We start from the raw sequence: 14,430 nt of genomic DNA on the forward strand, positions 1-14,430 counted from the left end.
GCCCGACGGATCTACCGCACACTCAACGCCAACAGCCTCGAACCGTCGCTACGTTGACAACCATAGAAGAGTCGCTTAACTGCGACCCAGTTGGGCTTAGTCCTCCGCGATCACGGCCACGGCTCCGGCAGGCACGACGCCGCTGAAGCGCAATCCGCTGAGCAGATCATCGCCGTCGGCCTTTACCGTCACGTCCTCACGGCCGTGGTTGATGGCGAACAGGAAGCTGCGACCGTCGGCAGACCGTCGGCGCGTCAGCTCGACGGCGGCAGAAGCCTCAGCTGCGGACGTCACCTTGGCCTCCTCCAGAAGTCGCGCGGTCAGTGCGTCGATGCCGTCGGCGTCGGGAAGCGTCGCAAGGTACCAAGCCGCTCCGGTTCCGGTGGATCGGCGCGTGAGTGCTGGAACGCCGTCGAGCGGGTAGTTGGTGAACGTGGCCAGCGCCTCGGCTTGGCAACCTTCGGACGCTGTCAGGTGCACATGCTCGCTCCACAGGGAACCGACCGTTCCATCGCTGAGGGTGAGCGAGGTGCCGGGGAAGAGCGGGTGGAACTCCTCGGTCCGGATCCCAAGGATTTCCCGGAAGGCGCCAGGGTAACCACCCAAGCGGACGTGGTCGTGCTCGTCCACGATGCCACTGAAGTACGTGACAAGGACGGTCGCGCCGCCGTCCGCAGCCGCGGCGATCGACGCGGCGGACTCATCAGTCACCGAGTAGAGCGTGCAGACGAGGATGAGGTTGTAGCCGGAGAGGTCTGCCGAGGGGTGGACGAAGTCTGCGGTAACCCCGCGAAGGTACAAAGAGCGATGGAACGCCCTCATGGCGTCGAGATACTTCAGGCTCTGGCTCGGGTGGGAATCCAGTTCCGAAGCCCACCAAGCCTCGTAGTCGAAAACGATGGCAACGCGTGATTCAACGCGCGAGCCCTTGACGGGTTCCAGTCGGGACAACGCCTCGCCGAGACCCACCACGTTGCGCCAAATCTCCGTGTCCCGCCCACCGTGCGGGACCATGGCGGAGTGGAACTTCTCTGAGCCGGCCTTGCTTTGCCTCCACTGGAAGAACATGACCGCATCGGCACCCCTGGCCACGTGGGCGAGGGAGTTGCGCAGCATTTCGCCGGGCATCTTGGGCTGGTTGTGGGGTTGCCAGTTCACGGCTGACGTCGAGTGTTCCATGAGCATCCAAGGCTCGCCACCCGCTACGCCTCGGGTGAGGTCGGCGCTGAAGGCGAGTTCGATCTCCCGCTCGGGGTCGACCGCCACGAGATAGTGGTCGTTCGCGATGACATCCATGTCCTTGGACCAGTCGAAGTAGTCCAAGGACTTGGTGGCACTGGAGACCATGAAATTGGTGGTTGCCGGGACCGTGGGCGTGACTTCACGGATGACGGCCAGTAAAGCCCGGTAGTAGTCGATGAAGGCCCAGGAGTTGAACCGGGCAAAGTCCAGTTGCTGGCCGGGGTTCAGCGTGGTGGGGGCAGCTCCTGGCGGAATGATTTCCTGGAAGGACGCATAGTGCTGGGACCAGAATGCGGTTCCCCACGCTTCATTGAGTTCCTCGATGGAGCCGTAACGGCGCTCCAACCAGTGGCGGAAGGCTTCGGCGTCCTCCTCGCCATGGAACTCGCTGACGTGGCAGCCCAGTTCGTTGTCCACATGCCAAAGGGCAAGTGCGGGGTGGTCCTTATAGCGTTCTGCGAGGACCCGCGTCATGGTGGTCGCGTAGCGGCGGTAGACAGCTGACGACGGCGTGTAGTGGCGTCGCGAACCGCGTTCCAGTTTTGTTCCTTCCGCAGTAACCGGCAGGATTTCCGGATACTTGCGGACGAGCCAGGCTGGTGGGGCGGCGGTTGCCGTGGCAAGTGCTACCTTGATGCCGGCTTGGTGCAGGTTGTCCATGACGTCGTCCAGCCAACCAAAGTCATAATCGCCCTCGGACGGCTCGAGCAGTCCCCATGAGAAGATGGCGACACTCAGCAGGTTGACGCCGGCCTCTTTCATCAGTTCGACGTCTTCAAGCCTGATGTGCTCGGGCCATTGCTCGGGGTTGTAGTCACCGCCGTAGCCCAAGCCTTCAATGTGGTTCCAAACAGACAAGCCGTGCGGGGTTTCGGGGGAGGGCAATGGGTCTCCTTCATCGGGCTGGTTAACTGGATTGCGGGTACACGGATCTTCGGGTGCCGGCCGCGACAAGAACTTTGGAAAACGCTTGCCCGGATTCCGGTTTAGGGATATTGTATCGATTCAGAACGAGTGTAAGCGAGATCACTGCCACGTTGTAGAGGCAGCTGGCAAGCTACACCAACTGAGCAAGGAGGCTCTTATGATCAACCGAAGGAATTTCCTCACTACGGTGGCTCTCGGCACAGCATCGGCCGCGTTCCTCTCCGCTTGTGGCCAGTCTTCGTCCGGCCAGACGGGATCCGCTGAGAACCCCGTGACCATCAGCTACACCTGGTGGGGCAACGATGATCGTGCCGAACGCACCCGCAAGGCCATCGCCCTGTTCGAGGCCAAGAACCCTGACATCAAGGTCAACGGCAACTTCACCGACTTCCCCGGATACTGGCAGAAACGTGCCACTGAAGCGGCCGGCGGCGGCTTGCCGGACGTTATGCAATGGGATCTCTCCTATCTCCGTGATTACGCCCAGCGCAACCAGCTCCTGGATCTTGGCACCGTGAAGATCAACACGGACGCTTTCGACAAATCGCTCCTTCCCTCCGGCCAGATCAGGGGCAAGACCTACGGTATCCCCACCAGCACCAACGCCTTCGCTGTTTACTATGATCCCGCCAAGCTCCAGAGCCTGGGCATCGCCGAGCCGGACGGAACCTGGAACTACAAAGAGTTCAACGCGTTCCTGGCCGAAGTCGGCCAGAAGGGCAACGGAACACTGTTCGGCAGCACCGACTACACAGGTATCTGGTGGAACTTCAACATCTGGCTGCGTCAGAACAACATCAAGGCCTTTACGGATGAAGGCAAGCTTGGCTTCTCCAAGGATGACCTGAAGAAGTGGTGGAACCTCACCGCGGACCTTCGCGGCACCGGTGCCCTTGTGGGCGAAGACAAGACCACACAGCTGTTGCCCAAGTCGCCCTTCGGTTCAAATGTCACTGCCACCGAAGTCACCTGGGATAACTTCATGGCCGGCTACCTCGCCGACAGCGGCGCCAAGGAACTCAAGCTTGTGCCGGTTCCTTCGGACGATCCCGACAACCTGGGGCTCTTCCTCAAGCCCTCCATGCTCATGGTTGCCAGCGCCAAGACCAAGTACAAGGATGCTGCAGCCCGCTTCATCGACTTCATGGTCAACGATCCGGAAGTCGGCCAGATCTTCAAGACCTCCCGTGGTGTCCCGGCGTCCAAGACCCAGCGGGACGGAACTACGTTCGAGGGCACTGACAAGCTGGTTGTGGACTACGAGAAGTCCATTGAAAAGTACCTCAAGGACGCTCCGGAGCCGCCCATCGTAGGCTTCGGTACCCTCGAGTCTTCCTTCAAGCGCGTCACACAGGACCTGAACTACGGCAAGCTCACCATTGACGGCGCCGTTGACTCGTGGTTCAAGGAAGCCGAAGACCTCATCAAGCAGAACGCCTGATCCAGGCTTCCCGACTGACGGACCGATCTAGTGACTCAAAGCCCAACCCTGAGCAGGCGTTCCACGTCATCCGCTCCCTCGCAGCCGCGCAAATCGCGGCGGCGGGGCGCGGATGCCCGCGCCGGCTATACCTTCCTGCTGCCCTGGCTGCTGGGATTCATCGCCCTGACCGTGGGCCCGATGATTTCCTCGCTGTACCTTTCCTTCACCAACTACAACCTCTTCGAAGCCCCCAAGTGGATCGGCTTGGACAACTACGCCACGCTGTTCCAGGACGAACGCTTCCTGCAGTCCGTGGGCGTCACCATGAGCTACGTGGTCTTCGGAACCCCGCTGAAGCTGGCAGCAGCATTGGCCATCGCCATGCTCCTGAACAGCAAGCGCAAAGGCCAGGGTTTCTACCGTTCAGCCTTCTACGCCCCTTCCCTTATCGGTGCTTCGGTGTCCATCGCGATCGTCTGGAAGGCGATGTTCGGCGACTCCGGCCCCGTAGACAATGGGCTGTCCTTCTTCGGCATCAACCTCGGCGGCTGGGTGGGCAACCCGAACATGACCATGCCCATGATGATCCTGTTGACCGTGTGGCAGTTCGGCGCCCCGATGGTCATCTTCCTGGCAGGCCTGAAGCAGATCCCGGCAGACCTTTACGAAGCAGCCTCCATGGACGGCGCCGGTCCGGTCCGCAAGTTCTTCAACATCACCTGGCCCATGCTTTCCCCGGTGATCTTCTTCAACCTCCTGATGGAAACCATCCACGCATTCCAGATCTTCGCCTCGGCCTACATCATCTCCAACGGTGAAGGCGGCCCGGCAGGCTCCACGCTCTTCTACACCCTCTACCTGTACTTGCGCGGTTTCAGCGATTTCCGGATGGGCTATGCCTCGGCAATGGCCTGGCTCCTGGTGATCGTGGTCGGCGTCATCACGCTGATCTTCTTCAAGACCTCCAAGTCCTGGGTCCACTACAGCGGTGATGCAAAATGACAACCATGGCAACGCCTACGCAGTCCACGCCACCGGCCGCTCCCGCACCGGTCTACAACCCGAAGTCCGAGTCCGGCACGGCCAAGCGGGTCAAGAGCATCATCTTCCATGTGGTTGCCCTGGCGCTCGTGGCAGTGGTCCTGTACCCCGCGGTCTGGATGATCGCCTCGTCCTTCAAGCCGAACTCCGAAATCGGCGGCTCCTCCACGGCGCTGTGGTCTAACAACTTCAGCTTCGATAATTTCGCAACCGCCTTGGACGGCATCGGCGGTGTGTCCACCCTGACGTTCTTCACCAACTCCCTGATCCTGGCGGTCGGCGCGGTGGTGGGCACCATCCTCTCCGCGAGCGTTTCCGCATATGCATTCGCCCGGATCAACTTTCCGGGCCGCGGGATCTTCTTTGGAATGATGATCGCCACACTGCTGCTGCCGTTCCACGTGGTGATCATCCCGCAGTACATCGTTTTCCAGCAGCTCGGCCTCGTGGACACCTACGTGCCGCTGCTGATCGGAAAGTTCCTGGCCGCCGACGCGTTCTTCGTTTTCCTCATGGTTCAGTTCATGCGCAACCTCCCGGCCGAGCTGGACGAAGCCGCACGCATCGACGGCGCCGGCCACGTCCGGATCTTCCGCTCGATCATGCTCCCGCTCATGAAGCCGGCGCTGATCTCCACTTCGATCTTCTCCTTCATCTGGAGCTGGAACGATTTCCTTGGGCCGCTGCTCTACCTGAACACACCCGAAAAGTACCCGCTGCCCCTCGCCTTGCGCCTCTTCGTCGACCAAACCCAAAGCTCGGACTACGGAGCCATGATCGCCATGTCCGTCCTGGCACTCCTGCCCGTGCTGGTCTTCTTCCTGGTTTTCCAGCGCTATATCGTCGAAGGCGTGTCGACCCAAGGCCTCAAGGGCTAGGAGAACCGGGACAATGAGCACTATGGACACCGCAGGAAAGTCCCCTGACAAGTCCGGGGTTCCGGTCAACCGTTTCGCCCTCTTCTCCGAGACCATCCTGGCGGGAGTCGTTGTGCTCCTGTTGTCCCTGCCGTTGGTGACGGCGCCGGCTGCCTACGCGGCCGGCGTCGCGCATCTCGACAGGCACCTCAGCGGCAGGGACGATTCGCTCAGGAAGCTGTGGCGCACCTTCCGCAAGGCGCTGCCCGGCAGCTGGAAGGTTGGAATCACGACGGCGGCAGCCGCCGTCGTGGTTGTCCTGAACCTGCTGCTCGCACTGGTGGGTCAACTGCCCGGGCGGGCAGCCATCCTGCCGGCGACGCTGGTTCTGGCCGGTGCCGGTGCCGTGCTTCTGCTCCGGATCGTGAGCAGCTGGAGCGGGGACCTGGATGTTTCGGGCCGTGAGCGTTGGTCGATGGCCTATTCACGGGCCAAGGATGACGCAGTGCGGGACTGGAGCGGCTCCCTCCTCCTGCTTGCCGCCGTGTTCATGGCTGTGGTGTTCGTGTGGATGCTGCAGGCTCTGTTTGTCATTGTTCCCGGCACGCTCATCCTGGCCACTGCCGCCGTCAAACTTCGGGACGCCACCCGTTCCTGAGCAATCCGCCGAATCGAGCTGACCACACCCGTGTCACCGCGCCCGTTTTTCCAGCGCCCACTTACTGTTCGCCGCTCCTCAAACGAACCTCGAGACCGCTCCACGGAGACCTGGCATTACCCCCTCCGGCACCATAACTACAGGATTTTCGTGATCCTTTCCTTGGTTGGCAGCGGGGGAGTCTGGATGCAGCGGCTGGCCCAGGACTGGTTGGTCCTCCAGCTGACGGGAAGCCCTGCGGCGGTGGGTTTGGCAGTGGCACTTCAATTCCTGCCCATGTTGGTGGTGGGGCCCATCAGTGGTTTCTTGGTGGATCTCTTTCCCAAGCGCCGGATCCTTTTGATCTGCCAATCCGTGGCCGCCTTGCTTGCCGTCGGGCTGGCCGTGTGGAACGCAAGCGGCGGTACCGACGTCTGGGTGGTTTACGCCTCCTGTGTTGCCTTGGGAATCACCAGCGCAATTGACGGCCCTGCCCGGCAGGTATTCGTGAACGAGGTTGTGGGCGATGCCGGACTGCCCGCAGCCATAGGCCTCAACAGTGCGATCGGGCAACTGGGAGCCATGGCCGGTCCTGCCTTGGCCGGCCTGGTCATCGCGCAAGCGGGGTCCGCTGCGGCCTTTGCCGCAAATGCGGGAATCGGGCTCGCCGTGATGCTCATGATCATCTCAATCCGCCCTGGGGAACTTCATCATGCACCGGATCACGGGCCCGCGGAGCGACGCGGGCAGGTCCTGGCGGGTTTCCGGTTCGTCCGTGCACGTCCTCCACTTCTGCTCACCATGCTCCTGGCGGGGCTGCTGGGTGCCTTTGGTATGAACGGCCCCGTGGTGCTGGCGGCCTTCGCGGATCGTGTATGGCACAGCGGTCCGGCCGGCTTTGGTCTTTTTAATACTGTCAGTGCCTTGGGGGCCTTGGCGGGGGCCGTGTTCGCCCCAAGGATCAAGCGCTTTGGCCGGAAGGGGATCGTCGCGAGTGCCGGGCTCTTTGGTCTGAGTCAACTCGTGGCAGCAGTGATGCCCACCCAGGAGTGGTTCGTTGCGATGCTCATCGTGGTGGGTTTCATGACGCTGCTGTTCCTCACGAGCGCGGCAACAGCAGTGCAACTGGAAGCTGGTCCCCGGGTCCGTGGCCGGGTGCTGGCGCTGTATTTTCCCCTATTGCTGGGCGGACACGCCTTGGGAGGCCTCCTGGCGGGGTGGCTTACCGAGGACTTCGGTGTCCGCACGGGACTGGTTATTACGGGCGCGCTCGGTGCAGGATCCGCAGTTGTTATCGGCGGTTTGTTGTGGCTCTTTTCGCGCAAGCGCAGCTAGCGTCTACCGTGAGGTACGCAGGAACAGGGCGGTTCATCGGGCGCCCACCAGGCCTTCGATCTTTGCAACGTCAAGGGTCCCGTCACTGATCCAGACCGGGATTGTCCGGGTAAGGGATGCACCCTCCTTCAGCGTCACAGCCGTGTCCCAGGCAAGGGCTGAACCGACCGCCGGATACTGGCCGCAGCGGACGAACCACGGGTCGGGCGACTCCTCAGGTGCGCCAAACACCAGAGTTGCCGGACCGCCGTCGAACTCTCCCGTCCAAGCGAGCCACGGCGTAAGTGAACCATGCACGGCAGGTTCGCCCTCCGCTGTGGAGGAGAAGACCCGAGGGGAGGCATTGACAGGCAGCCGCCAGAAGAACCCGCCGTAGCCGCTGCCCGCGGCGCCATGGGAACCGGGGCTGCCGAGCGTGACATCTACGACGGCGGTCAGTTTCGTTGCGACGTCGAGTCGCCAGGTGCGGGCGTCCAGTGATGTCCGACGGAACGCGCGGCGTTCTTCAAGCAGCAGTCCGCCGTCCGAGGCGAGCCAGTGCAGGTCAAGAGCAGCGAGGTCTCCCTTGCGTTGCGCGTCACGGACGTCAATTCGTCCGTGATCCTTGAGATCCAAGTACTTGCCCGCGGCCCGGCGATAACTGCGTCCGCCCCAGAAATTGCTGCCATTGACGTCCTGCAAGGCGAAGCCGGCGCCAAGATGCCACACGTGGTCTGCCGGCAGGTGGTCCGTTACGACGACGCCTCCGGGAGTGCTGACGGGATGCAGATAGGGTCGCGGCGCAAGTCCGGGTTCAAGCGCCTGGCCGCTGCGAAGGACGGCGAAGGGGGATGCGGTCGTGGCCTCGGTTTGGGAAGTGAACAACGGCTCTGCGCCTGTGCCGTGCTGCCGCGCCCAGGGGAGATCCAACTCAGCAAACGTGGCGTGGGCTCTGACGGCCCGTTCCAAGGTTTCTTCGATCCCGTGGATGACAGCGTGCGCTTGGTCTCCCGTTCCTACCCAATCCACGCTGGAGTCGGGAATAAGTTGCGGTACTTCGGCGGTGCGGATAGCCTCCAGGACACTCATGAAAGCGCCGCTGTTATCCAAGGGGCTCAGCAACGGAGTGCCGTCCGACAAGTGCTCAAGGAGGTTCTCCGTGAGATCGACCCTGCCGAAAGTCTGCGTGGTCTCGCTGGAGTCCGTTTCCACGGTGACGCGGTCTTCCGTGTAGTGGAACGTCGCCGAGCCTTCCGTGCCATGAAGGGTGACGTAGGGTTCCACGGATTCCGTGGCGCAGAGCGTCAGGGCGCACGTGATCGGCATGCCTTCCTTTGTCCGCATCCGGATGACGGAAGTATCGTCCGCTTCGATGTCGTTGGCGCGGTAGAGGTCAGTTTCCACAGATAACAGGTCTTCCTCTGTGCGGGCTCCGGCAATGCGCAGAGCTGTGGCAATGGCGTGGGCCAAGGGATTGGTCGCCACGCCATCCACGACGTCCACGCCATCCAGGCTGCGCTTTCCCGCCCAACGTGAGCGCTTGTAATAGGCACGGTCGCGCACCCAGCGGCCTGTCGCGGAAATGCCCTTGAGCGTGCCGATACCGGGGAGTTCAGCGGACGTTTCACCCAGGGCCAGTTGTTCCAGTGCGGGTATTGCCCGCGAGCCCAGGCTCTGGAAACCGACCTGGACACTGCGGCCGGCTGTTTTGGCCGCGTCCCGGAGTTGGAGGAAGTCCTTCATCGAAGCCACGGGCGGTTTCTCCAGGTACAGGTCTGCGGAGGAGGCCAGGACGGACAAAGCCAAAGGGGCGTGGGTCTGGATGGGCGTTGCCACGATGATGACGTCCGGTCGATGGTCGGCTGCCAAGAGGGCATCGAGATCAGCGTGAACCGCAGTGCTTTGCGGCAAAGCTCCCGGAGCCGGGGGATGAGGGTCTGCCACCGCTACGAGTTCTATCGCACCTTGAGCCCCCAGCCGCTCGAGATTGCGCAGATGGTGGGTTCCGAATCCGTGAACACCCACCAGGGCGATCCTTGCGGGCGGTGTGGTCTTGGCTGGCGCCGTGGTGCTTGCTGGCGCCGTGCCGTCTGCTTGCGTTGTCCCGGGGTCGGCCGGGCCTAGGCTCTGCGTGGCGTCGGTGGAAGCGGTGTCCATTGCGGTATCTCCTCAGGGGCGGCGACAGTGGCGCGGTTCTTCTTGCTTCACAGCGATATCCCAATCGGACGATAAGGCTGGAAGCAAGGGACAAGGGCAACATACAACCGGCAAGCGCTTTCCCTCCGGTCGTCTTGAAAGTGTAGCGCAGGCCAGCGAGGAATGTAACGATTCAAAAAGACCTTGTCGTCACGGCGTTCCCTCCAGTAGATTTTCGAGAAACCGCCGGCGGGGCAGTCACATCCCCGCCACGACACTCATATTCATCTGAGTGCGCTATGACGTAGGATGTCCCATAAGAATCGCTTAGACCGCCATTCCTCCTCGAACCGGAACGGACCATGCCCCTCTTTGACCTACCCCTTGAGCAGCTCCGCGACTACACCTCGAGCGCCCTTCCGCCGTCCGACCTTGACGCCTTCTGGGACCTCACGATTGCCGACGCCCGGGCATTGCCTCTGGATGCAACCTTCGATCCCGTGGACAACTACCTCGCCCTGATAGACACCTTCGACGTCACCTTCTCCGGTTTCGGCGGTGACCGCATCAAAGGCTGGCTTCACGTTCCTTCGCACGTCGAAGCCGGGCGGCAGCTTCCTGTGGTGGTGGAGTACATCGGCTACTCCGGAGGCCGTGGGCTCGTCAACCAGAACACGCGCTGGGCCCAAGCGGGGTACGCGCACTTCATCATGGACACGCGCGGCCAAGGCTACGGGGGAGTCTCGGGAGACACCCCGGACCCGCATCCAACTGCCGGTGGCGTTGCCTACGCGGGGCTCATGACGCGCGGGGCCGGACACCAGGACGACTACTACTTCCGTCGGGTCTACGTGGACGCCTTCCGTGCGGTAGAAGCGGCGCAGAGCCATGCCGCCGTCGACCCTTCCAGGGTAGTGCTGACAGGCATCAGCCAGGGTGGTGGCATCACTGTTGCCGCTGCCGGGCTTACAGCCGGAAGGCTCGACGGCGTTATCGCCGCATTGCCCGACGTCCCCTTCCTGCAGGACTTTCCCCGTGCGATCGACATCGCGCCGCGCGGACCGTATCCCGAGATCGCCTCGTTCCTGGGACGTCACCGCGACCGCTATGAGTCGATGCTTGCCGTGCTGAACTACTTCGACGGGGTCCACCTTGGGCGGTCCGCGGCCGTGCCGGCGCTGTTTTCTGTAGCGCAAATGGACGACATCTGCCCGCCATCCACCGTGTACGCGAGTTACAACAATTACGGGTCGGCCGGTGGGAAGCCTGAAAAGGACATCGAGGTCTACCGCTTCAACAATCACGAGGGCGGCCAGGAGCACCACTGGATCAAGCAGCTGCAGTTCCTGCGCAAGCTGATGTCATCATGACGGACACGATTTGCCCGGTTTGACCAGGCGCGGTTATGGTGTGGCTATGACTAACCGTTGGTATGCGTATTTTTCGTTGGCTCTGGAGGGGCCCGCGTCTAACTGACACGCATCCAACTTTCCTTCAGAGCCAACAGGGCAGAGATCATTTCTCTGCCCTTCGCCATATCCGGCGGGTTCTGAGACGGGCCCGCTCCGTACCCGGAACAGGACCACCACATGACCAGCATCGCAGAATCCGCTCTCCTCGACTCCGAAGCGCCCGACCTCGCCGATGACCCCGCAGCGGAAGCACCGCAGCCCGCCACCTCCAACCTTCGCGTCGCTCGCTTCGAGCCGCTTCCGGCCCCACAGAACCTCATCGCAGAGTTGCCGCTGGACGCCCGCTCAGCTGCCGTCGTCGACCGCGGCCGTGACGAAGTCCGCGCCATCATGGACGGCGTGGACGACCGGCTGCTGGTGATTGTTGGGCCATGCTCCATCCACGACCCCAAGGCAGGGCTCGAATACGCCCGCCGTTTGGTCAGCCAGGCCGAGAAGCACAAAGAAGACCTGCTGATCGTCATGCGCACCTACTTCGAGAAGCCGCGTACCACCGTGGGCTGGAAGGGGCTCATCAACGATCCCCACCTGGACGGCAGCCATGACATCGCCGCCGGTCTTCGCGCCGCCCGCGGATTCCTGAAGCAGGTCACTGCGCTGGGCCTGCCCACGGCCACCGAATTCCTGGAGCCCATCAGCCCGCAGTACATGGCGGACCTCGTCTCGTGGGGTGCCATCGGCGCGCGCACCACCGAAAGCCAGATCCACCGCCAGCTCGCCTCCGGATTGTCCATGCCCATCGGATTCAAGAACGGCACGGACGGCGACCTCCAGGTGGCTATTGACGCTTGCGGCGCAGCGGCCGCTGAGCAGGCCTTCCTTGGGATCGACGACGACGGCCGTGCGGCTCTCGTAGCGACCGCCGGGAACCCGGACACCCACGTCATTTTGCGCGGTGGACGCAAGGGGCCGAACTACTCGCAGGACGATGTGGCCGCTGCCTCGTCGAAGCTTGCCGCAAAGGGCCTGAACCCTCGCCTGATCGTTGACGCGAGCCACGCCAACAGCGGGAAGAGCCACCACCGCCAAGCCGAGGTTGCGCTGGAAATCGGTGCGCAGCTTGAGGCGGGCGCCTCCTCTCCCATAGCCGGCGTGATGCTGGAAAGCTTCCTCGTGGGAGGCGCCCAAAACCTCGATGTTGCCAAGCAGTTGGCGGGGGAACAGGAGCTCGTCTACGGGCAGAGCGTCACGGATGCCTGTATGGAGTGGGATGTCACCGCGGCGGTCCTCGAACAGCTCGCCGCCTCAGCCCGGAAGCGCCGCGCAGCTGTGTCGGAGTAGCTTGGGAGAGCAGTGCCACTTTTCCCAAATGCTTTCACATTGGTCACATCAGCCTCTAGAGTATCTAGCACATGGTTGTTTGATGGCTCAGCATCGGCACACCGTTCGACTGGGGGTGTCCTGTCCAGCTGAGAGCAAAGGAATATGGGAAATGTCCGCGGAGACTAACTTCTCGAATGCGCGTTTCATGACGGTGGCTGAAGTAGCCGACGTCCTGCGTGTTTCCAAAATGACTGTGTATCGCCTGGTCCACTCCGGGGAGATGCCGGCCGTCAGGTTCGGCCGATCCTTCCGGGTTCCGGAAGAAGCCGTCGCCCAGTACCTGAAGGGTGCCGTGGTGGACGGGCAAACGGAGACAGCCTAAGCGGCGCCGTTGTCCGTCACGCGGTCCGTGGTCATTGGGTGCCTGTTTGAAGCGGTACCCTGTTAAGGAACGTTTTACGTCATTGTAAGAATCTGTCGGTTGTACCGTCTGCAGCTTTGTCCGCGGATCCGTTCCAACAGACAGGACCTTCATCTAGTTTGTAAGGAACTTTCGTGGGTTCAGTTATCAAGAAGCGCCGCAAGCGTATGGCCAAGAAGAAGCACCGCAAGCTGCTTCGCAAGACCCGCCACCAGCGCCGCAATAAGAAGTAGAGATACTTCGCCAAGCGTGAATGCCCGTTGCCTCCCAAGGCGGCGGGCATTTTTGCACCCTCTCTCACCGCTGGCAGTCTTTTTCCCGTCGCTCTCTCACGGTTGGCGGTCTTTTTCCCGTCGCTCTCTCACGGTTGGCGGTCTTTCTGCCGTCGCTCTCTCACGGTTGGCGGTCTTTTTCCCGTCGCTCTCTCACGGTTGGCGGTCTTTTTCCCGTCGCTCTCTCACGGTTGGCGGTCTTTTTCCCGTCGCTCTCTCACGGTTGGCGGTCTTTCTGCCGTCGCTCTCTCACCGTGCTGATACAAATCCCGACGCAACTGAGGGGTCCAGCCATGCGCTCCTCAGTGCCCTCTTGATCTCCCGGGTCGCCTTGTTGAACCCGTCCGCCAAGTCGTCCTTGCCGAAAATGAGGACTGTCCACCCGGCCGAAACAAATGCCTTGTTTCGACGCCTATCGCTGTGGACCTGTTCCTCCTCAAGGTGATGGCCGCCGTCGTACTGAATGGCGAGGCGCCTTTCACGAAAGCCGAGGTCCGCTGACGGGGAGAACGGGTCATTGACGCGTAGCTGCACCTGCAGTTCCGGCTCGGCTATTCCCGCATCCAGCATGGCAAGACGCAGCAACGATTCCGGTGCAGAGTCGGCTCCTACCCGCATTAGCTCCAGTGCTTCACGCGCGCGGGTTACTCCTTGAAGGTTTTTGTGCCCCTCCACCATTGTTCGGAGCGCCTCGATCGTTGTGAACGGCGCATCCCGGCCTTCCAATTGCGGCCGTGGCACGCGGATGAGCTGATCGCCGATGCAGACGAGGTCATTCAGTGGCAGACGGCGTGCGAGATCCAGCCACGTTCTGGAGCGCGTACTCATCCACATGGCTTGGGTGAACTCGATTTCAGAATCGTGGACAAGCACCGTGTGTCCGATGACGCCACGGCGACGTACGGAAGGAAGCTTCCGGGGCTTGCTCAGATGCAGCTCATTTGAATCAGCCAGCCATGAAGGCAGATAAAGGCCGTGAAGCCTGGCGGCTGTGACATGGGAGATCCAGGCGCCCGGACTTGCCGCCGAAAGCGCGCGTGCCGCAGAGGCTAGGTCGAATTTCCAGTCGGCGGGTCGGTAGATACCCTGACTGACTCCTTCAACTGAGGCGCGTTTCCGGACCTTCGCGTGCTGCAGGCCGGCCGCTTTGACTTGGTCGAGGGTGAAAGGTGCGGAAGCCAGCGGGCTGAGAGTGGGCGACGGTTTTTGCATACCGGCATTGTTCCCCAGGAGGCTCATTGCGTGCAGAAGTTATCCACAGGCAGCCCATGTCCGACTCCACGGGTGAGAGACGGTTCCGGGAAGGGGGGGTGTTTGGTGAGAGACGGTTCTGCGGTCGTATGGTTTTCTGAGACAGCTTGATGGGAGATTCGTTTCAGATGTCCACGCCCAGAAGAAAATATGATGCCGTGTTTCGTGAGGAAG

Annotated in this window: 12 protein-coding genes; 9 read left to right on the plus strand and 3 right to left on the minus strand. The window is 62.0% G+C overall.

What is annotated here, in order from left to right; all coding sequences use genetic code 11:
• Nucleotides 1-96: 96 nt before the first annotated feature.
• Entirely contained in the window at nucleotides 97-2,127 is a 2,031-nt protein-coding gene (locus AB0N65_RS20210; RefSeq protein WP_364165927.1) for a beta-galactosidase, read from the minus strand.
• A 199-nt stretch (nucleotides 2,128-2,326) separates the two neighbouring features.
• Between AB0N65_RS20210 and AB0N65_RS20215 the strand changes: the two genes are divergently transcribed.
• Genes AB0N65_RS20215 through AB0N65_RS20235 form a run of 5 tightly spaced genes read left to right on the plus strand, consistent with a single transcriptional unit; the run spans nucleotide 2,327 to nucleotide 7,462 of the window.
• Entirely contained in the window at nucleotides 2,327-3,610 is a 1,284-nt protein-coding gene (locus tag AB0N65_RS20215) for an ABC transporter substrate-binding protein (protein WP_364165930.1), read from the plus strand.
• Between the two features lie 30 nt (nucleotides 3,611-3,640).
• Nucleotides 3,641-4,594: a sugar ABC transporter permease gene (locus AB0N65_RS20220; RefSeq protein ID WP_364165932.1), complete on the plus strand. Its 954-nt coding sequence runs from the start codon at nucleotides 3,641-3,643 to the stop codon at nucleotides 4,592-4,594.
• Nucleotides 4,591-5,511, plus strand: coding sequence for a carbohydrate ABC transporter permease (locus AB0N65_RS20225; protein WP_364165934.1), 921 nt, complete (start codon nucleotides 4,591-4,593; stop codon nucleotides 5,509-5,511). The genes AB0N65_RS20220 and AB0N65_RS20225 overlap by 4 nt, the downstream gene beginning before the upstream one ends.
• Before the next feature lie 22 nt (nucleotides 5,512-5,533).
• Nucleotides 5,534-6,148, plus strand: a complete 615-nt coding sequence (locus AB0N65_RS20230) for a Poxvirus protein I5 (protein WP_364165952.1) — start codon at nucleotides 5,534-5,536, stop codon at nucleotides 6,146-6,148.
• Nucleotides 6,149-6,178: 30 nt separating this feature from the next.
• Nucleotides 6,179-7,462 carry an MFS transporter gene (locus tag AB0N65_RS20235; RefSeq protein ID WP_364165937.1) on the plus strand — a complete coding sequence of 428 codons (1,284 nt, stop codon included), beginning with the start codon at nucleotides 6,179-6,181 and terminating at the stop codon, nucleotides 7,460-7,462.
• A 33-nt stretch (nucleotides 7,463-7,495) separates the two neighbouring features.
• Here AB0N65_RS20235 and AB0N65_RS20240 read toward each other — a convergent pair whose 3' ends face one another.
• Complete coding sequence (locus AB0N65_RS20240) at nucleotides 7,496-9,598, minus strand: DUF6807 family protein (RefSeq protein ID WP_364165939.1); 2,103 nt, start codon at nucleotides 9,596-9,598, stop codon at nucleotides 7,496-7,498.
• A gap of 341 nt (nucleotides 9,599-9,939) precedes the next feature.
• On the opposite strand from AB0N65_RS20240, the gene AB0N65_RS20245 reads away from it, so the two are divergent.
• From AB0N65_RS20245 to AB0N65_RS20260, 4 genes are all read left to right on the plus strand, one after another.
• The gene (locus AB0N65_RS20245; RefSeq protein ID WP_364165942.1) at nucleotides 9,940-10,947 is read left to right on the plus strand and encodes an acetylxylan esterase; all 1,008 of its coding nucleotides are present in this window, start codon (nucleotides 9,940-9,942) and stop codon (nucleotides 10,945-10,947) included.
• Between the two features lie 219 nt (nucleotides 10,948-11,166).
• A complete protein-coding gene (locus AB0N65_RS20250) occupies nucleotides 11,167-12,330 on the plus strand; it encodes a 3-deoxy-7-phosphoheptulonate synthase (protein ID WP_364165945.1) in 1,164 nt (387 codons plus the stop codon).
• A gap of 151 nt (nucleotides 12,331-12,481) precedes the next feature.
• Entirely contained in the window at nucleotides 12,482-12,694 is a 213-nt protein-coding gene (locus AB0N65_RS20255) for a helix-turn-helix domain-containing protein (RefSeq protein WP_021474348.1), read from the plus strand.
• A gap of 173 nt (nucleotides 12,695-12,867) precedes the next feature.
• The gene (locus AB0N65_RS20260) at nucleotides 12,868-12,966 is read left to right on the plus strand and encodes an AURKAIP1/COX24 domain-containing protein (protein ID WP_003792170.1); all 99 of its coding nucleotides are present in this window, start codon (nucleotides 12,868-12,870) and stop codon (nucleotides 12,964-12,966) included.
• 288 nt (nucleotides 12,967-13,254) lie between these two features.
• On the opposite strand, the gene AB0N65_RS20265 is transcribed toward AB0N65_RS20260, so the two are convergent.
• Entirely contained in the window at nucleotides 13,255-14,217 is a 963-nt protein-coding gene (locus tag AB0N65_RS20265; RefSeq protein ID WP_364165949.1) for a DUF559 domain-containing protein, read from the minus strand.
• Nucleotides 14,218-14,430: the final 213 nt, after the last annotated feature.

It is taken from the genome of Paenarthrobacter sp. NPDC089322 (assembly GCF_040684895.1).
GTDB lineage: Bacteria > Actinomycetota > Actinomycetes > Actinomycetales > Micrococcaceae > Arthrobacter.